Here is a 19,389-nt window from a genome sequence, read left to right as displayed (position 1 = left end):
TCGTAGCTCGTTACCCGATGTCTGTTACCCTTTAACCAACTTTTTCATATGCTCAGTAAACTCATCACCTAAACTTTCATGGCGCATGCTGTATTCTACAATGGCTTTTAAGTAACCGAGTTTATCACCACAGTCATGTGAGCGGCCGCTCATATGAAACGCTTCTACAGTTTCCTGTGCTATTAGCGCATCAATTGCATCTGTTAGCTGTATTTCGCCACCAGCGCCAACGTGTGTTTTAGCTAGTAACGGCCAAATATTTTTACTTAATACATATCGGCCAACAACCGCGAGGTTTGAAGGGGCAACATCAACATATGGCTTTTCAACCATGGCATTAATAGCGGCGCTTTCACCTGGGGTTAGTTCTACACCGTTAATATCAGCAATACCGTATTTGCTCACATCTTCCTGTGCTACAGGTTCAAGCATAATTTGGCTGGCTTGCGTTTGGTTAAAACGGGCAATCATCGCCGCTAAGTTTTCAGTTTTTTGATTTGCCGTATAAGCATCGAGGATTACATCAGGTAGCACCACTACAAAGTCGTCATCACCCACAATTGGCTTAGCGCATAAAATAGCGTGTCCTAAGCCTTTAGCTTCACCTTGGCGTACATGCATAATGGTTACATCAGGTGGGCAAATAGAGCGTACTTCATCAAGTAATGTACGCTTAACACGTTTTTCAAGCGTTGCTTCTAACTCAAAACTGGTATCAAAATGGTTTTCAATCGCATTTTTAGAGCTGTGCGTTACTAATACAATTTCTTTTATGCCCGCAGCAACACATTCGTTAACTATGTACTGTATAAGTGGCTTATCAACCAAAGGCAACATTTCTTTAGGGATGGCTTTGGTCATAGGTAACATACGCGTGCCTAAACCGGCAACAGGAATTACAGCTTTCATGCTAGTCCTTTAATTAAGTTTTTAATAATTTTGATAAATTAGCAGCTAAGCAATATATCTAAGCTGAATAGTTTTAATCTTTTTTAAGTAATGTTTGAGTAAAACAACATCATCAAAAAAAAGAAAAAGACCGAGTTCAAATTAGGCTCGGTCTTGTTTAACGTTTAGTTATAACGTCAATTTCTTATATCTTAATCGAAGCTTATTATTTGTTATAAAACGCTTTATACCAAGTAATAAACTCAGCAACGCCCTCTTTAATGCCTACTTGTGGTTTGTAACCCGTTGCGGCAAATAAGTCTTGGGTGTCGGCATAGGTTTGGTATACATCGCCGAGCTGCATTTCACGGAAATTTTTATTGGCTTCTATACCCAACTCATCTTCAATCGCTTTCACAAAATCCATCAAACTAATGGGTGAGCCATGACCAATGTTATATACAACGTAAGGGGCTGAACTTGAAGCAGGCGTACCCTGCTCTACAGTCCATTGCTCATCACGCCCTGGTACAACATCAGCGATACGTACTACACCTTCAACAATGTCATCTACGTGGGTAAAATCACGCCACATATCGCCATTGTTATTAATATCAATGGTGTCGCCATCTAATATCTTTTTAGTAAAGATAAACGGTGCCATATCTGGACGGCCCCACGAGCCATAAACGGTAAAAAAGCGCAGACCTGTTGTTGGAATATCGTATAAATGCGAGTAGCTGTGCGACATCAACTCATTAGCTTTTTTAGTGGCAGCGTACAAAGAAACTGGATGATCAACTGAGTCAGACGTCTCAAAAGGCACTTTAGCATTTAGACCATAAACAGAGCTCGATGAAGCATAAATCAAGTGCTTCACTTTTGTTTGGCGACAACCTTCAAGAATATTAAGGTGACCGACTAAGTTAGAATCAGCGTAAGCATGTGGGTTTTCAATTGAATAACGTACACCTGCTTGTGCCGCAAGGTGAATTACACGGTCAAACTGCTCTTGCTCAAATAAACTTGCCATTGCTGGGCGGTCTGCTAAATCAACCTTTTTACACTCGAATTGCTCATGCTTAATACGATCAAGGCGCGCAAGCTTTAGGTTAACGTCATAATAATCATTTAAGTTATCAATACCGACTACTTGATGCCCTGCAGCAGTTAGTTTTTCTACAACCGCACTGCCAATAAAGCCAGCTGCGCCTGTTACTAAATATTTCATTTCTATCCTTAATATCTCTTAAAGACCAAAGGTCAAAAATCTAACTTTAAAGCTCATATTTAATTTTCAGTTAGTCATTAACCTGCTTCTTTTACCTTGAATCTTGAGCCTTTATCTTAATCACTACCAAATAGATCGCGCGTATACACTTTATCTGCAATATCGTTAAGTTCTTCAACCATACGGTTTGATACCACTACATCTGATATTTGTTTAAATTCATTTAAATCTTTTATAACGCGTGAGTGGTAAAACTCGCTCTCTTCAAGTACAGGCTCGTAAACTACAACCTCAATACCTTTAGCCTTAATACGTTTCATAATGCCTTGAATAGCAGAGGCTCTAAAGTTATCAGACCCTGTTTTCATTACTAAACGGTACACACCTACAATTTTAGGGCTACGCTTAATAATAGAATCGGCAATAAAGTCTTTACGTGTAGTATTAGCATCAACAATTGCACCAATAATGTTGTTTGGTACATCTGCATAATTTGCGCGCAGTTGTTTAGTGTCTTTAGGTAAGCAATAGCCGCCATACCCAAACGACGGGTTGTTATAATGGTTACCAATGCGAGGGTCTAGGCCTACGCCTTGTATAATTTGTTTACTGTTTAAGCCATGTGCTTCAGCGTAACTGTCTAACTCATTAAAGTAAGCAACACGCATTGCGAGGTAAGTGTTAGAAAACAGCTTAATAGCTTCAGCCTCTGTTGAATCGGTAAATAGCACTTCAACATCTTGCTTAATGGCACCTTGCTTAAGTAAGTTAGCAAAAATGCTTGCGCGCTCACTTTGCTCACCTACAACAATACGTGATGGGTGTAAGTTATCGTAAAGGGCTTTGCCTTCACGTAAAAACTCTGGCGAAAATATTAAGTTTTCAGCGTTTAATTGCTTTTTAATATCGGCCGTAAAGCCAACCGGAATAGTCGACTTAATCACCATAACCGCATTAGGGTTATGCGCCATTGTATCTTTAATTACAGCTTCAACCGAACGGGTATTAAAATAGTTTGTTTCAACATCGTAGTCAGTCGGTGTTGCTATAATTACATAATCAGCGTCTTTATAAGCGGCTACCTTGTCAGTAGTGGCTGTAAAATTTAAATCACTACGGGTTAAAAACTCACTAATTTCAGTATCAACAATTGGAGATTTTTTATTATTTAAAAGCGCTATTTTTTGTTCATCAATATCGAGCGCAACCACTTCGTTATGTTGCGACAAAAGCATAGCATTTGAAAGGCCTACATAGCCTGTACCTACAACAGCAATTTTCATTTTATTTCCCTAAAACCACTGGTTTCATTATCATTGAGTTTTTAACTTTAATCATTTTTGGAGCTCTATATACCTGTTACCCGACATCTAACTATTGTTCTTTATTGATTACTTAAATTAACTACATTAGTTACGCTTTTAGTATTATCTTTAGGTTCGTTTTCAAGCCTGGCATTCCATACCAAATCACAAATGCCATCAGTGGGATTAAAGCCTGTAGGTGCATCAAGTAATAGTTGGCGTATTTTTTCATGCTCAAAGTTATGACAAGCAATATCAAGCGCATCAATAAATACATTAAGCTCACTGAGCGGTAGCATTACTTCATGTGCGGTCATTATACGCTCATGCGAGGTTTGCTCTACGTTATCGCCTATTAATAACTCTTCATAAAGCTTTTCGCCAGGGCGTAAGCCGGTGCATTTTATTTCAATATCGCCATGCGGGTTATCGTCGGTTTTAATTTCAAGGCCTGATAACCTAACCATTTTAGTAGCGAGATCTTTTATTTTTACCGAGTCGCCCATGTCAAGTACAAACACGTCACCACCTTTACCCATAGCTCCCGCTTGTATAACAAGCTGGGCTGCTTCAGGTATGGTCATAAAGTAACGAGTAATATCAGGATGCGTTAATGTTATTGGGCCGCCTTCTTTTATTTGGCGACGAAATAATGGTACTACTGAGCCAGACGACCCCAATACATTACCGAAGCGCACCATACAAAAACGCGTTTTATGTTTAGTGCCCTGCTCTTGTGCTAAGCCTTGTAGTACTAGCTCGGCCATGCGTTTAGTCGCGCCCATTACATTTGTCGGGCGTACGGCTTTATCGGTAGAAATCAAAACAAAGGTATCTACGTTAGCCTCAACAGCTGCTTTGGCGGCGTAGTAGGTACCAAATACATTATTACGTACACCTTCTACTACATTATGCTCAACCAATGGTACGTGCTTATAAGCAGCGGCATGGTAAATGGTTTGCACACCAAAGGTTCTCATTACTGTCTCAAGGCGATTTACACGTTGTACAGAGCCCATGATAGGGATGAGTTCAATGTTAAGCGTATTATTAGATATGTATTCACCTAATTCCTTTTCAATTGAATAAAGAGCAATTTCACTGCGCTCAAACAACACTAACTTAGTTGGTTTGAGTTTAACTATTTGTCTACACAGTTCTGAACCGATTGAGCCACCCGCACCTGTAACCATGACTACTTTATCAGTTATATTAGCAGTCATTAATTCAGGCTTAGGAGTTACTGGGTCGCGCCCTAGTAAATCTTCAATACCTACATCTTTAAATTCAGAGAGTTTTGCTTTGCCTTCAACCATATCGGCCATACCGGGGATAGACAACACTTTAATCGCTAATGGCTCTAGTTGTGCGAGCACCTCCTTACGCCTAGCACGTGTTTCACTAGGCATAGCAAGCAGCACTTTGGTTGCTTTACATTTTTTTATAATTGTATTTATGTCTGCAAAGGGGTAAACAGGAATACCTTGTACTATGGAGCCATGTTTTGTCACATCGTCGTCAATAAAAGCACTTACAAAGTATTCAGGGCCTGCATTTAAAGCCGTTGCTAATTGACGCCCAGACGAGCCCGCCCCATAAATAATCACCGGCTCTTTGTTACTGGTGGTCATTTTACCAATAAGTGCACGCACTAAGATACGTGAGCCCCCTACTGTTAACAAACATAACCAAGCAAAAATAAACGGCATAGTGCGCGGTATATTTACCCCAGCAAAAAAGGCTAGCAGTACTAGGCTCGCAGTGGTAATAAGCGTACCTAGTACAATAGCCCATAACGCTTGCGAGTTCATATACCTCAGTACAGCACGGTATAAACCCAAACCAATAAACGCATATAAAGCAATAGGAATTAACATCAATAACAGCAGCCAATTATCAGCACTTTTTAATGGCTCAAAGCTATCAAGCCTAACAATAAGGGCTAACCAAAAAGCGGTTGCTATAAAAAGCGAGTCAATACAAAGCGTAATTAGACGTTTTTTAGGCCTAGAAGCACTTAAAATAGAACGGATAAAACTATCCACGGCAAGTTCCTTTTCAATTCCAGTTCGGGGCATAACCCAATATGGCATTTTTATTTAACAAGTTGTTAACCATACCAAATAATAGACTATTGTTAGTAGTTTAAATGATATTTAATTAGCTAAGCGCTTAGCGAGAAATGGCTGCTTAAACGCTTAATTGAGACAGTTAAAATATGTCAATAATGTGACTATTGGTGCAATAAATAATGCCTAAAAACTGTCTCAAGAGTGTCTCACGTGAGACACTCTTCAAAAAATAATGTATTTAAATTAATGCGTTAAAAGCACCCAATAAATTAATGCGTTAAAAGCACCCAACATCTAGGCCCAATAGATATTACAATTGGGAGGTTACGGTTTATAAAACTCTTTACTAAGTAATGAATTCTACAACTCACTTTGCCCCAACCCACACTTCATAAACAAGTATTCATGCATAAAACCCCTGAGACCTAGTTTTCGTCCCTTAATTTTATAATTTTGACTTTGAAGCTTTTATCTTGAAGCTTTCACCTTTTGTCTTTAAGGTTTAAATTTAGATGCCAACGCAAATACCTCTTGCATCACTTGTGTTGTTTTAGCTATCTCAGCTTCAGTCAATGTCGGGTGTACTAAAAACATCAACGATGTTTCGCCTAATTCTACTGCATTAGGTAAGCGCTTTTCTGGGCGCCATGGGGTGTTATCAAATGCTTTTTCAAGATACACCTCTGAACAGCTCCCCTGAAAACAGGGTACACCGCGCTCTACTATTTCATTCACTATACGGTCGCGATCCCAGCCTTCAGCTAGTTGCTCCGGCTTAACAAACATATAATGTTTATATTCTGCGTGTTCAATATAACTAGGTACCGTTACTAAACGAATACAGTCAAACTCACTGGCAGCTTTATCCAGTTCAGCACCATTTGCTTGACGTTTTGCAGTCCAATCAGTCATACGCGTTAATTGAATACGTCCAATGGCAGCTTGCATTTCGGTCATGCGCCAGTTGGTGCCAAAGCTTTCATGTAACCATCTAAACCCTGGTGGGTGCTCACGGTTATAAATAGCATCAAAACTTTTGCCATGATCTTTATAACTCCACATAGTAGACCATAACTCTTTAGAGTTAGTAGTTACCATGCCACCCTCACCACCTGTAGTCATAATTTTATCTTGGCAAAAGCTCCATGCACCTACATGGCCAATACTACCTACAGAACGGCCTTTATACTTAGCACCATGTGCTTGGGCGCAGTCTTCAATTACATAAAAGCCATGCTCTTTACTGAGTGCCATTATGTCGTCCATTTCAGCAGGCATACCGGCTAAATGCACTACAATAACCGCTTTAGTTTTTGGTGTAAGTACCGCTTTAATGCTAGCTGCTGTAATTGCTTGGCTATTTAAATCAACATCAGCAAATACAGGCGAAGCGCCTGCAGTAACAATGCTTGATGCCGACGCTAAAAATGTACGGGGTGTGGTTATAACTTCATCACCAGCCCCTACATTTAACGCTTTAAGCGCCACATCCAACGCAAGCGTACCATTACCAAGCGCTATTGCATATTCACTATCAGCCCAGGTAGCAAATTCTTTTTCAAACTCACGGCCTTCATTACCGGTCCAGTAATTAACTTTGTTTGAAAGTACGACACGACTTACAGCATCGGCTTCTTGTTGAGTGAAGCTAGGCCAAGGAGAAAATGGGGTATTTAACATATATTAATACTCAAAAAAGCCTTTTTTTGTTTTACGACCTAAATGGTTAGCTCTAACCATTTTTCTTAGAAGTGGATGCGCTCTGTATTTAGGATCTCCAGTTTCACTGTAGAGAGTTTCCATTATAGATAAATTAACATCATTACCTATTAAATCAGCTAACGCTAAAGGGCCCATAGGGTGGTGCGCACCAAACTTCATCGCTTTATCAATATCGTCAGCAGTAGCAACGCCTTCAGCTAAAATACTAACAGCTTCATTTATCATTGGTATAAGCATTCGATTTACAACAAAACCAGGAGCTTCTTGAACAACTACAGGAACTTTTCCTAAAGCCTTAGTTAAAGCTTCCAATTTATCGACTATTGTAGGATTCGTTTCATGACCCACAACTATCTCAACTAACTCCATTATCGGTGCTGGGTTAAAAAAGTGTAATCCGACTACATTTTGAGGATTAGGTAATACACTAGCAAAAGCAGTAATAGATAAAGAGGATGTATTAGAAGCTATAATTACAGATTCATTTATAAGCTCAGCAAGTTTAGAGAAAAGTTCCATTTTAGATGTAAAATCTTCTACTATGGCTTCTATAATTAAATCAGAATGAACTACAGTAGCTAATTCAGCACTGCAGTATAGCTTTTCTACAGCACAACTTGCTTGCTCATCTGAAACTTTACCTTTACGAGCAAGACGAGATATATTTTTTGCACAAGTACTCTTTGATGCTAGGGCTTTTTCTTCAGTTCTTGCTATTAAATTAACTTTTGAAACTTCATTACTCACGCACAGCACTTGGGTTATGCCTGTCGCCATTGTGCCTGAACCAATTATTGATATTTCCATTACTCAACAATTTCCTTTAATTTTTTTGCTGGATTACCTGCATAAATCATTCGTTCCGGAATATTCTTAGTCAGAATACCACCCATACCTAACATTGAGCCTTCAGCAAGATTAAGGCCTTGGCGAATAACAGCCCCAGTACCAACCTCAACTAGATGGTGTAGTTGCACATTACCTGATACTGCTACCATCGGTGCAATAGTAACGTAATCAGCAAATTCACATTCATGGCCGACTGTTACATTCAAATTTAAAATATTATGTTTACCTAGCGATATATCTGCTGTGAGTATAGAGCCAGCACAAATTATAGATCCCTCACCGATGCTAACCGTATTAGAAAATCTCACACTAGGATGAATTAAAGTGGCAAAATCAGGTTCTCCAAAAGTTAGCATTTTATCTAATACTTTTTGTCTTGTTCGTGGCGAACCAATTGCAATAATAAACTCGCAATCTTTATAATTTACCCAACTAGATACATCACCTAAAACTGTAGCACCTTGCACTTGTGTATTATGCGTTTGAACTGAATCATCTAAAACGCCTTTAACCTTACGGTTACAATCATTAGCGAGCCAAATAACTTCCTTAGCAAAACCACCACCGCCAATTATTATTAAATCTTTCATTTTTTATCACTTCCTTTAAAAAGAGACATAGTGGCTTCTCCATCAGCACTTATACCTTCACGTACAAATACTTTTTTTACTGTCAAAAATAATATTTTTATATCGAGCCAAAAGCTATGGTTATCTACGTACCACACATCGAGCTTAAACTTTTGCTCCCAGCTAATTGCATTGCGACCATTCACTTGTGCCCAACCTGTAATACCGGGGCGCACATTATGCCTACGCGCTTGCTCAGCACTATAAAGCGGTAAATATTGAACTAATAACGGGCGCGGGCCTACTAAACTCATATCGCCCTTTAGTACATTAAATAAACCAGGTAACTCGTCTAAACTGGTAGAGCGTAAAAAAGCACCAAACTGTGTCATGCGCTCATTATCTGGTAATAAATTACCGTGCTTATCCTTAGCATCCAGCATGGTTCTAAACTTCATCATTTTAAATATTTTACCATTTAAGCCAGGGCGGTCTTGGGTAAATAAAATAGGTGAGCCCAACTTAAAATGAATAAGTAACGCTGTAATTGATATAATAGGGAATAAAAATAACAGTGCAAAAAAAGCCACTGTAAAATCGAAAATTCGTTTCATATAAAACTTACTAATCCTTTAATTTGAAAATATTAGGTTTTGGCTAAATTTACTAATTGCTTATTGTAAAAGCGGAGCATATTTTGCCAATGAGCTTGACGCTCAAATTTTTCTACAATAATGCTGCGAGCTTGTAGACCCAACTGTGTTAAATTATCAGCCTGCATACTTTTGAACATTGCACCTGCCAATGCTTTACTGTTTTTAACAGGAACAACCCAACCATTTAGGCCTGGCTCTATTATTTCATTACATCCATTAATATCGGTAACAATACAGGGTAATGCCATTGCCCCCGCTTGCAAGGGTGTATTCGGAAAACCTTCTCGATAACTAGGTAACAATAATACATTACTTATCGCCAATGCTGGGCGTACATCATTTTGCCAACCAATATTATGAATGCGCGAATGGCTACTTAAATTTTTTGTTAGCTCAGTGGGTAAGGGTAAACGTTCATCCATTTCACCTACCAGCAGCAAATGTGCACTTTCAGGCAACTCATAAAAAGCGCTGAGCAACTCAGTAAAGCCCTTGTCTTGAGTAAAGCGCCCCACAAAGCAGAACACAAAAGCGTGTTTTGATAAGTTTAACTGCTCTAATAGTGATAAATGCAATTGCTTATCTATTACAGTTTGCTTATCAAAAAAAGTGGTATCAACTCCGGCAATATTACCGCTACCAATCACTTTTAGCGGCTTACGAGTAATAGCGGAATCAATTAAGTCTTTTTTAACCCCATTTCCCTCCGGCACTATGGTAGTTGCGCAGGCGCAAATTAGTCGGTCCATCCATATTAATATTTTTTGCTTAATACCCGTTGATGTTGGGAAAATTAAACCAGTAAAAGTATGCACTCGCACGGGTATACGGCAAATAAAACCAGCGAGCATGGTAATTAACCCTGCTTTAGGGGTATAAGAGTGCACAATAGTTGGCTTTAATACTCGCAGCTGTTTGACCATTTTGAACAGTGATACTAAATCCTTAACAGGACTAATGCCACGTTCCATAGGCACACCATAAGTGGCGACGCCTTCAGTACTTTGAACTTTTTTTAGCTCAGCATGAGGGCTGCTGATAAGGGCTACATCAAAATGCTTGGCTAAATAGCTAGGTTGCTGCGCTAAAATGCTCGTTAAAGTGGTAGGTACAGTGGTAACAATTACAAGCTTTTCCATTACGCACCTTTGACTAAGTGAGCTTTAATATTATGTAGTTGCTTAGAAAAATTAACAGCCTCAACACTTGAATCATCATGCACATCATGTTTAGATAGATATTTCTGTTGTAGATCTAGTACAAAAATCAAGTGCACCAGAACCATCTTAACAAGTAATTTAATTTTAAACTTTAAATTAATAAACATTGGTAAAGGAATTTTTTGTGCGACTAAAAAACTACCTTTATAGGTATTAATAAACTTATTTTTTGTCAAGGTATTATCAGAACGATAGTAATAACCAACCACATCCAGATAACCAACTTTAAGATCATTGTTCACAAAAGCCCTAAGCCATAGCTCGTAATCTTCCACTCGCGCCATTGCAGCGTCGTAGCTATTTCTTACATACCATGATTTACGTACCAACAATGATGCATGACAAATATTATGCCCCCCTGCCAGCATATGGGGTAAAGTGAGTTCATTTACGGGAGAGAAAGTAAAACCGCCCATATACTTATCACCATCAATATAGCCAAAATTTGTAGTCACCAGATCTATATCAGGATTAAGTCGCATATAGTCAAACTGCATTTTCAAGCGATAATCTGGAATTATATCATCGGCGTCCATCCGCGCTATCAAATCATAATTCGCCAGCTGTGTTACCTGATTTAACCTTGCAGGTAATCCCAAGTTTTTACCATCAGATATAACGCGTATTCTAGGGTCGTCAAAACTCTTGGCGATATTTAAAGAGTTATCTATTGAACCATCATCAAGTAAAATAAGTTCAAAATCTTCAAATGTCTGATTAAGCACTGACTGAATAGCAAGTGCTAAATATTTCTCGGCGTTATAAATTGGAATTGCAACTGTAATCAACATTTTCTACCTTAAAATAATGCGATGTATAATTAGATACAAAAGAGTAAGCGGAGTAGCAAGTTTATATTTTACAAGTGAAGCATAGCTTCCTATGTACTGGCATATGACCTATAGGAATAAGTGACAAAGCACTTGCATATTTAGGGTTTTTTATTATTTTTAAAACACTCGCCCGGGCACTTAAAAATGATGGTTTTTTATTCATCTCATTTAGGCCCAGCCCTATAATGGAGCAAGCAATACGATTAGAAAACCTTGTTTTATATTCGCTTCCTAACCTATCCATGCTGACAGCACTTTGCATACAATTATACAGGTTACCCCACAGCTTGAGTAATTCAGGTTTATAAACAGATGTTATAGAAGTTTCATTTGTTTTTAAATAGTTGTATAAAGGCATATTAATAAAGCAAGCCGAACTGACACTATTAAACACCTGCACATTGAAAAGAAGATCTTCAGTCCCAATTTCTTTTGTATCAACAAATTGTGCATTACTACTTTTTAAAATGGATGATTTATAGAGTTTACAATGTGCTGTCACTTTAGCATCTAATATATATGGGTACTTCAAGTCATAATTTGAAGGGCCTAACAAGTCACTAAATACACCTTCTTTTACAGCCTCTTGATTATCAAACGCTGTGTTCTTACTATAAACGAACTGCTTTTCTACTCTGTTAGAAAATATTTTATTATAAGGCCAAAACACCACGTCATAATCCTTTTTTACAGCAGTATTCAGGGCTGTAGAGCAGCAGTCTAGCTCTAGCCAGTCATCGGAGTCAACAAACATAATGTAGTCGCCATCAGCATAAGCTAGCCCTACATTTCTTGCGCCCGATAAGCCTTGGTTTTTCTGGTTGATAACAGTAACTCTAGGGTCTTTATCAGCGTATGCCTGCGCAATGGCTAGACTATTATCTGGGCTCCCATCGATTACACATATTATTTGTAAGTTAGGATAAGTCTGATTAACAATACTATCCAAACATTTATTTAGATAGGCCTCCACATTGTATATTGGCACTATGATAGATATTTTTTTATTCATAATCCTGCATTTTATATTAAATATGTAAATCAACACCCAATTTGTACGGTGCCAAACCAGAGAAGCTAGTTGTTGTTAAGTAAAAGTAAAGCCCTGCCACGGTAAGCACACTGAGTAATACAAAGCTGCGCGTGCCAGCATTTTTAAAATAGAGCACTGACATCGGCAGTGAGAATATTGAAAGTTGCGTAAAGTATACACTTAACCGTAATATGCCCGATGGATTTAAAGATAAAATAACAGACACCCAGCCAATACATACCGCAATTAACATAGCAAGCAAGGAAATATCATACAGCTTGTCATTAATTGCATTGAGCCTTTTACTCACCCACAACCACATAAGTAAGCTGGTATTAAATAACACAACGACTAGGCCAGCGCCTTCAAAGTCGCTTTTTGCATATGATTGATAGCGCTGATCATATTGGCTTGCAAAATCGACCAAAGTCGTCACCGACAGCGCAACCATAACAGCCCCCATAACAACCAGGAGCACCTGCTTTGCATTTAACTCTTTTCTGAAGATAAAATACAAAGGAAAACAAATTAACATGGTTTTATGTACTAAAAATCCGATCAGCACAAGCACCAGATACTTTAACAGATTTCCATTTAATATATATTTAGTAGAGTATAAAAATAAAGCTATTGCAATGGCTTGCCTTGCGCCATTAAAATGAAACGTATAAAAACCTAATAAAATAAAAAAAGTCCAAGACATTACTTTATATGCGGAGTGCGTTAATATTGCGCTAAAGGTCAAAGCGCATACAATCAAGGAGATAGCTCCTAAAAACACCTCCTGTTCAAGAAAGGTATTATCAGCCAAAAAGCGAGTCATATGCTGTAAAACAGCAAAAAGTGGCTCTGAGAATAGCAAGCCACTTTTATCGTAGTATGCTGTTGTAAAAGTATTCCAAAACCATAGATAGGTATAAGTGTCAGTACCTACCCATTCAGCACGTAAGGCCGCCAATGCAATTAATGGTGATAAGGCGAAAAAGAAAAACAAATTCGAACCTGGCTGTTTGTTGCCCTTTAGCCATAGCCCAACCGCTAATGACGATACTGAAATAATTAAGACTATAAAATATGGAAACATTAATTTAGCAACTTATACAGCTTGGATAATTCATTCGCATTAGTGTAATCCTGTTTACTACAAAAGGATGAAAGACTATCTCGTAAAGTTTGACTGCTATAGAGCTTAATAATTGAATCAGCTATATCGCCCACTGATTGCTCGCAAATTAAACCATCTACTCCGTCATCAATTTGGCTAGCCGAAGTGGCGTAGTTAGTAATCAATATTGGTTTAGCTAATATCTGAGCTTCAGCTATAGTAACGGCTTTACCTTCATACCGAGAAGGTTGTACATATAAATCTGCAGCCTTCATATAAGGGTAAGGATTAGTGGTACTGCCTAATAAAATAAAGCTATCATGCAGATTAAAACGTTCGATTAACGCCTGAATCTTCGCCTTATCCCCTCCATCTCCTACAATGTACCACTTTATATTAGTAAACCCTTTTTTGTGAACTGTATTAAGAGCTTCTACTGCTCGATCAAAAGCCTTCGCTTCACATAAGCGGCCAACACTGACCAAGTTAAACGTTCCTTTACTAAATTCATGCTCAATAGGCTTATCTGCCATTGTCCGTACATAGTCAGGGCTAGTAATATTTTCAACCAATACCACTTTGTCTTTAAGGCTGGGATGTACTTTAAGAAAGGCTTCAGTACACGCATCCGATATACTGATAATATAATCGAATTGCTGCCATATCCCTAAATCAGTTTTTACATCAATATCTATCGTTGAATAGTCGGTATGTATCCAAGCTATTTTTGTTTTAGCTGTAATATTAAAAGCTGTAAAGTGATGCGGCCACAAATAACTTATCGCTACATCATAATTCTTTTTAATATTTTGTGTATCCTTGGTGCACAAACGCCAAATTTCTTGAAATTGATAATAACCAGCATCATTTAGTTGATTTTTTTTGGCATATTTTTCGGCTAGCATCCTGGCATAAAATCGTTTCAGTGCGAGTTTAATATGCCCGTTAAAAAGGATTTGCTTTATTGATTGCCGATAAGTTTTACAGGTAGAAAGTTCCGGCAATAAATTTACCTGTTGGGGCAATAAGCTCAATAGTGGCCCTGTATGAGAATGTAAGTGTAAATCTACTTCATTTTTAAGGTAGTCAAAATTATTTAACATTGCTGACAGGCTACGCTCAACGCCCCCAATTTCCATATCAAAGCTGGTGATTAATACACTTTTCCTCACCCCAAAATACCTCTGATACGTTTAATTGTATTAGGCCCAAACACTTTGATAAGTAGTAACTTTAATTTTTTATTAAAGTTTGACTCCCCTTCCCCCCAACTGTTGCCATAGTGATGTATCGTATAGGTTTCATCCGTTGAGTTATCAATTAAATTAATATAATCATACGGGGATAGGTTTTGTTGAGGGAGAATTAATATTCTACTATTCTCAAAATTAAAATGCTGTTCAATGCCATTTTGCTGTAAACCTTCATGTTTTAATAGATTAGTTAAATGCTTAACGTTTGTTGTTGTATCGAGTTCCCCACTTACCTTTAAAAAAGTTCGGCTATGATAACTTTCCATAAACTTTTTAATAAAGCTGTTTCCAGCTCTGCCAAGAATTGTACTTGTAGCTATTGCATTTTTTTCTTCAAATCCAAAAATACAATCAGCTTTTCCTAAAAGCGGTGTTAAGTCTTTAACAACCTCTACATCGGTATCGAGGTAAATGCCACCATGATGATATAATGCATACAAACGCGCATAATCACTTACAAAAGCGAATTTTTTTTCTTTGTAGGCTTCCTGTACATATTGGCAGCATTCAATGTCAAAATTAGACTCATTCCACTCTATAATTTCGTACTCAGGGAGCTTGCTTTTCCAGTTTTCAATATATTTTAAAACAGAAGTTGGTTTTGGGTTATTACCAAACCAACAATAATGGACAATTTTAGGTATTTGAGTCACGTTGATTCGATCCTATGCGTTGAAATTGAAACTTTCTTTCAAAAAAATTAATGAAATATGAAACGCTAATACACATAAATAACAGCGTACTAAAAATCATTATTGGGTCACTAGTTAAATACACATATTGGCTGAACGCGGCAAAAATCAGATAAAAGAACATGTGAGTTAGCCATATATTAGAAGAATGGTCACCTAAATAAGCGAGAGTTGAGCTTATAATTTTAGGCTTATCAATAAGAAGATAACAAACGACCAAACCTATACCTGTAAAAATGGCTGTATATAATGTCGGCACATATGTTTTTGCAATAAACATAAAAACTAAGTTCATTAACATTACAACATTAATGACAAACCGACTGAAACTGTATTCAAGCCTGTATTTAATAACACTTAATAAATTAAACTTAATAAAATAAGCACCTATTACAAAGGGCAGCAAGCTATTGGCCAATAAAGCAGCCTCTGTAACTAGCCACTCTAATAAAGGGTTACTGATGACTAATACAGTTTTAATTCGTTGAATATAACCAACAGTATAAATGACAAAAAACATCAAAATCACTAGCGTTACGTTATATCTATCTATTAGCTTAAATAAAATGGGTGAAAGCAATAAACATAAGACATAGGTGGTAAAGAACCACCATGCACCATTATAACTTGTATCAATGGCTGTTAAATTTAATAATATTGTTTGCCAGCTACCAGGATAACCTGATTCTCCTAACAAAGGGCCCAATATAAAACAAAACAATACTAATATTATCCAGTATTTTGTATAGAGGCTCTTTAAACGTCTAGTAAAGCTTTTTATATACCACTCTGTTGATCCAGCTTTTTTATACGATGCATAAAGTCCATAGCCACTACAAAACAAAAATAGGACAACACAATTATCTGCAAATAATGAGATATAAAATGTGAGCGGCGTACCATTTATTAATAGATAAGGCGTATAAATATCGTGGTAATTATAAGTATTAAAAAGATGTAGCAATAACATAAAAGTAATTGCTATCCCTTTTATTTCATCAGTTTCTAATTTCGTCATAAAACAGAGCGTTAAACCTAATTTTTGTAGTTCCGGATATTATTTTAGGTTCATCGCCTAAAATGATTAATTATTTTTTTTGCTTTAAAAACCGTCAGAAGTAAATTTATATGCTTTTTTTTCAGCAGGTAATACACCAAGGATGCATAAACGCCACTTTTAGTTCTAGTGACAGATACACTATTGATTACTGTACTCACCGTATTATTTTTAAGGGTGCTTCTCATGTAATCTAATTTTTGGCTAAAGTTGAGAGGACAATCAGGGTGATTTAGATTAAATTCAAGCACATTAACCACGCCGCTATAGAAGCGGACGTCGATAATATTAAGGTAGTCTTCGTTGCTATTTAACCAATTATTAGCAAAAGTGCTAAGTTTTTGGTGAATATCTATAAAAATATCCAACCTTTCAGCAATATAACGACTTCGGGTATTACCCGATACGACAATATTATAGTCATAGAGAGCCTCAGGCAGAATATAGGCACGCTCTAAATAAGGATAGAGCTGAATATTAAAAACTTCATCCTGTTGTATTCGCTGATCACCAAAGCGAATTTTATGTTTACTTAAAAACGCTCTATTATAAAATTTATTCCAATTAAAACCGTTACCATGTTTACTATGAACAAACACATCCATATAAGCCGACTTTAACGCTTGGTTGGAGGTTAGTAACTGCTCATTAAATGATATTTTTTCGCGCTCATTCGTTTCTTCTGTGATCACGTTAAAGCCAAAAACACATAGATCAACATTGTGTTGAGATACGATTTTTACATTTTTTTCGACTAACTCTAATGAAGCCTCATCATCAACATCATAAAACCAGATATAATCTCCCGTCGCATGGTCTAAACCAGCATTTCTAGCACTGCCTAAGCCACCATTTTCTTTATGGATCACATGAACCCTTGAGTCCTGCTTTTTCAATTCATCACAAAGAGTTGCTGTGTTATCGGTTGAACCATCATTTACTAAAATTATTTCTAAATTTTTATAAGTTTGATTTAAAATGCAGCTGAGTTGCTTTTCTTGTAAAAAGTTAGATACATTAAAGGCGCCTATAATTATTGTGACCTTCATCTTTTAATATACCCTTTTTTAGCAAGCATATACCAAGCCTTATATATGTAAAATACCACTTTATTCATATTTATATTTATAAAAATCAATAACAATTTTTGATGAAAAGGTAATTTTTTGCATTTATTAAGATATTCTTTTAACTTTGGCTTTGTGATAACTACATTAAAATCGTTGTATGTGCACTTAGCGCTCAGCATCTTAAAAACATGCTCATTAAGTTCGTAGAATAATGAAGACCAAAGTACATCATTTTCAAATGCAACATCGATATTACTCATTTCTCGCAATAAAGTTGTTCTGGTTAAAATAAAGTTATCTACATCGTTCGCTCTATAACTATGCATGATTGAATCCGATGATTCATTTACGTAGTTATACGTAATCGTTTTTGTATAAATAACTTTTTTAGCTAATTTAAACACCGAAAAATTAAACCAATAATCTTCAGCTCGAACTCTTTTTTCATCAATGAGCAAGTTATGGGTCATAAGAAACGATCTTTTGTATAATTTATTACACAAGCTTGGTATGCACTCCAGCCCACCATTATAATAACGACTCAAAATATAGTTAATAATACCCGCTTGATTTAAAACTGTATTTACAGGGATTAAAGGGTTGGTAATACGACTAGTACTTGCCCCTTTTATCATGTTGATACTTGAAATAACCACATCAACTGTTTGCTTTTCATCAATATAATTGCTCATTACCTCATAACAATTTTCTTCAATATAGTCATCAGCATCTACAAACGCTATATATTCACCTTTCGCAGCTTTTATGCCTATATTTCGAGCTTTAGCAGGCCCTGAGTTTTCGATAGTAATTAACTTCACTCGCGGGTCATTATGTTGAATTTTTTTACAAATTGATAAGCTATCATCTGTTGAACCATCATTGATTAAAATCAACTCAACATCAGCTACTGTTTGCTCCAATATAGAATCACAGCACCGTTCTATAAGCATACCAGCGTTATATACAGGCACAACTACACTAATTTTTATATTTCCCATAATGTCACGCGTGGCCCACAATTCACCTATAATTTTTAAAGCTTGGTTTTACATCATCACATTGTAATATATGTTTGTGATATTTTAACAATAACGGATGTAATATCTCCCCAAGCAGGTAACTCCACTTGAGAGGGTATCCTGAATTTGCATCTAAAATATTGCCTGGTCTTTCTTTCAACCTTAAAAGGTTATTATCTAATCTTTTGTGTAACTCTGAATACCATTGCATTGTTAGTGGTGTATTTGATTTGTAAATAAAAGCACCATTTCCCAGTAAATATGGAAAGTATTTTTTAATATCTCTACCTATTAAACCTGGTATTTTTGGGACACCATACTCTCCAACCTCCTGATAACCAAGTACAAAAGCTTCATTATCACTAGTGACTTTTCGAAACGCTTCAATCCAGCTTTTATTATACATTTTAATATCTGCATACCCTCCACCATAATGATGCATAAAGTAACATCTAAGATAATCCGATTTATGTACTAGCGATAAATATTCATAAGCTTCATGTAAAGGGTATTCAGGTAAAATAAACTCAGATAGATTAGTTGGTGTAATAAGTATTACTTCAACTCCTATGTTTTGATGCATAGATTGTAGACAACTCAACCTATTCTCACTCATTTTATTATCACCCGTCCAAAAGCAATATACCCTTTTTTTAAAATCTCTTTTAACTAGACTTTTCTCAAGTCGTATTGGATCATTAGTAAAGCTACCTCTGTACCTTTCCGGTTTATATGTATATAGTTTTAATTTATGGGATAAGTGAGCCTTTAAGTACCTAATTCTCCAGAGTATTTTATTTATGACATTCATGA

At 36.8% G+C, this 19,389-nt stretch carries 18 protein-coding genes; all 18 read right to left on the bottom strand.

Going from position 1 to position 19,389, the window contains the following annotated elements:
- Positions 1 to 24: 24 nt before the first annotated feature.
- The gene (gene galU / locus MTN97_RS14830; RefSeq protein ID WP_248474745.1) at positions 25 to 909 is read right to left on the bottom strand and encodes a UTP--glucose-1-phosphate uridylyltransferase GalU; all 885 of its coding nucleotides are present in this window, start codon (positions 907 to 909) and stop codon (positions 25 to 27) included.
- Between the two features lie 205 nt (positions 910 to 1,114).
- Positions 1,115 to 2,119: an NAD-dependent epimerase gene (locus MTN97_RS14825; RefSeq protein WP_248474744.1), complete on the bottom strand. Its 1,005-nt coding sequence runs from the start codon at positions 2,117 to 2,119 to the stop codon at positions 1,115 to 1,117.
- Positions 2,120 to 2,235: 116 nt separating this feature from the next.
- Complete coding sequence (locus MTN97_RS14820; protein ID WP_248474743.1) at positions 2,236 to 3,402, bottom strand: nucleotide sugar dehydrogenase; 1,167 nt, start codon at positions 3,400 to 3,402, stop codon at positions 2,236 to 2,238.
- 101 nt (positions 3,403 to 3,503) lie between these two features.
- Positions 3,504 to 5,468 carry a polysaccharide biosynthesis protein gene (locus MTN97_RS14815; RefSeq protein WP_248474742.1) on the bottom strand — a complete coding sequence of 655 codons (1,965 nt, stop codon included), beginning with the start codon at positions 5,466 to 5,468 and terminating at the stop codon, positions 3,504 to 3,506.
- Positions 5,469 to 5,990: 522 nt separating this feature from the next.
- Positions 5,991 to 7,175 carry a DegT/DnrJ/EryC1/StrS aminotransferase family protein gene (locus MTN97_RS14810; protein ID WP_248474741.1) on the bottom strand — a complete coding sequence of 395 codons (1,185 nt, stop codon included), beginning with the start codon at positions 7,173 to 7,175 and terminating at the stop codon, positions 5,991 to 5,993.
- Positions 7,176 to 7,178: 3 nt separating this feature from the next.
- Entirely contained in the window at positions 7,179 to 8,024 is an 846-nt protein-coding gene (locus tag MTN97_RS14805) for a 3-hydroxyacyl-CoA dehydrogenase family protein (protein WP_248474740.1), read from the bottom strand.
- Positions 8,024 to 8,656: an acetyltransferase gene (locus tag MTN97_RS14800; protein ID WP_248474739.1), complete on the bottom strand. Its 633-nt coding sequence runs from the start codon at positions 8,654 to 8,656 to the stop codon at positions 8,024 to 8,026. The genes MTN97_RS14805 and MTN97_RS14800 overlap by 1 nt, the downstream gene beginning before the upstream one ends.
- Positions 8,653 to 9,249: a sugar transferase gene (locus MTN97_RS14795; RefSeq protein ID WP_248474738.1), complete on the bottom strand. Its 597-nt coding sequence runs from the start codon at positions 9,247 to 9,249 to the stop codon at positions 8,653 to 8,655. The genes MTN97_RS14800 and MTN97_RS14795 overlap by 4 nt, the downstream gene beginning before the upstream one ends.
- A gap of 32 nt (positions 9,250 to 9,281) precedes the next feature.
- The gene (locus tag MTN97_RS14790; RefSeq protein WP_248474737.1) at positions 9,282 to 10,430 is read right to left on the bottom strand and encodes a glycosyltransferase family 4 protein; all 1,149 of its coding nucleotides are present in this window, start codon (positions 10,428 to 10,430) and stop codon (positions 9,282 to 9,284) included.
- Complete coding sequence (locus MTN97_RS14785) at positions 10,430 to 11,302, bottom strand: glycosyltransferase family 2 protein (RefSeq protein WP_248474736.1); 873 nt, start codon at positions 11,300 to 11,302, stop codon at positions 10,430 to 10,432. The genes MTN97_RS14790 and MTN97_RS14785 overlap by 1 nt, the downstream gene beginning before the upstream one ends.
- A gap of 61 nt (positions 11,303 to 11,363) precedes the next feature.
- The gene (locus MTN97_RS14780) at positions 11,364 to 12,356 is read right to left on the bottom strand and encodes a glycosyltransferase family 2 protein (protein WP_248474735.1); all 993 of its coding nucleotides are present in this window, start codon (positions 12,354 to 12,356) and stop codon (positions 11,364 to 11,366) included.
- Positions 12,357 to 12,372: 16 nt separating this feature from the next.
- Complete coding sequence (locus MTN97_RS14775; RefSeq protein ID WP_248474734.1) at positions 12,373 to 13,461, bottom strand: EpsG family protein; 1,089 nt, start codon at positions 13,459 to 13,461, stop codon at positions 12,373 to 12,375.
- Entirely contained in the window at positions 13,461 to 14,654 is a 1,194-nt protein-coding gene (locus tag MTN97_RS18040; RefSeq protein ID WP_248474733.1) for a glycosyltransferase, read from the bottom strand. The genes MTN97_RS14775 and MTN97_RS18040 overlap by 1 nt, the downstream gene beginning before the upstream one ends.
- Positions 14,651 to 15,388 (bottom strand): glycosyltransferase family 32 protein, encoded by a 738-nt coding sequence (locus tag MTN97_RS14765; protein ID WP_248474732.1) that lies wholly within the window; start codon positions 15,386 to 15,388, stop codon positions 14,651 to 14,653. Before MTN97_RS14765 ends, MTN97_RS18040 begins: the two co-directional genes overlap by 4 nt.
- Positions 15,372 to 16,445: an acyltransferase family protein gene (locus tag MTN97_RS14760; RefSeq protein WP_248474731.1), complete on the bottom strand. Its 1,074-nt coding sequence runs from the start codon at positions 16,443 to 16,445 to the stop codon at positions 15,372 to 15,374. Before MTN97_RS14760 ends, MTN97_RS14765 begins: the two co-directional genes overlap by 17 nt.
- A gap of 50 nt (positions 16,446 to 16,495) precedes the next feature.
- Entirely contained in the window at positions 16,496 to 17,533 is a 1,038-nt protein-coding gene (locus MTN97_RS14755) for a glycosyltransferase family 2 protein (RefSeq protein WP_248474730.1), read from the bottom strand.
- A complete protein-coding gene (locus tag MTN97_RS14750; protein WP_248474729.1) occupies positions 17,530 to 18,555 on the bottom strand; it encodes a glycosyltransferase family 2 protein in 1,026 nt (341 codons plus the stop codon). Before MTN97_RS14750 ends, MTN97_RS14755 begins: the two co-directional genes overlap by 4 nt.
- Before the next feature lie 22 nt (positions 18,556 to 18,577).
- Positions 18,578 to 19,387 (bottom strand): capsular polysaccharide synthesis protein, encoded by an 810-nt coding sequence (locus tag MTN97_RS14745; protein WP_248474728.1) that lies wholly within the window; start codon positions 19,385 to 19,387, stop codon positions 18,578 to 18,580.
- Between the last annotated feature and the right edge of the window lie 2 nt (positions 19,388 to 19,389).

Origin of the sequence: Pseudoalteromonas sp. 2CM36K (assembly GCF_023161865.1) — a bacterium.
GTDB lineage: Bacteria > Pseudomonadota > Gammaproteobacteria > Enterobacterales > Alteromonadaceae > Pseudoalteromonas > Pseudoalteromonas tetraodonis.
Note: the sequence above shows the minus strand (reverse complement) of the source record. Positions and strands in the feature narration are given on the sequence as shown.